Here is a 471-nt window from a genome sequence, read left to right as displayed (position 1 = left end):
CGGAACTCGCGTTCGTTCTCGGGACCAGACCTGAGATCATCAAACTCGCCCCGGTTCTCAAAGAGTGTGACCGGCGTGGGCTGTCGACGCACGTCGTCCACACGGGACAGCACTACTCCGACTCTCTAGACGAGATCTTCTTCGAACAATTGGACCTTGACCCCCCGGACGTGAATTTGGCCGTCGGCTCCGGCACGCACGGCGAACAGACCGGTGAGATGCTTGCAGCCGTCGAAGCGGAACTGCTCGAACACGAACCTTCGGTCGTCCTGGTGCAAGGGGACACGAACTCGACGCTGGCGGGCGCACTCGCGGGCGCGAAGCTGAATATCGAGGTCGGCCACATCGAGGCCGGTCTCCGGAGCTTCGATCGAGGGATGCCCGAGGAGACGAATCGGGTCGTCGTCGATCACGTCTCGGATCACCTCTTTCCCCCAACGACGGAAATGGCCGCGTTGCTGCGGAAGGAGG

The 471-nt window shown here is 62.2% G+C and carries 1 protein-coding gene; it reads left to right on the top strand.

Annotation, left to right across the window (positions count from 1 at the left end; all coding sequences use genetic code 11):
* Nucleotides 1–471 (top strand): UDP-N-acetyl glucosamine 2-epimerase (locus DEQ92_RS22365; protein ID WP_147299589.1); only part of this gene is annotated, 471 nt, incomplete at both ends.

It is taken from the genome of Haloferax sp. Atlit-6N (genome assembly GCF_003383195.1).
GTDB classification, from domain to species: Archaea; Halobacteriota; Halobacteria; order Halobacteriales; family Haloferacaceae; genus Haloferax; species Haloferax gibbonsii.
This window is presented reverse-complemented; position numbering and strand designations above follow the sequence as displayed.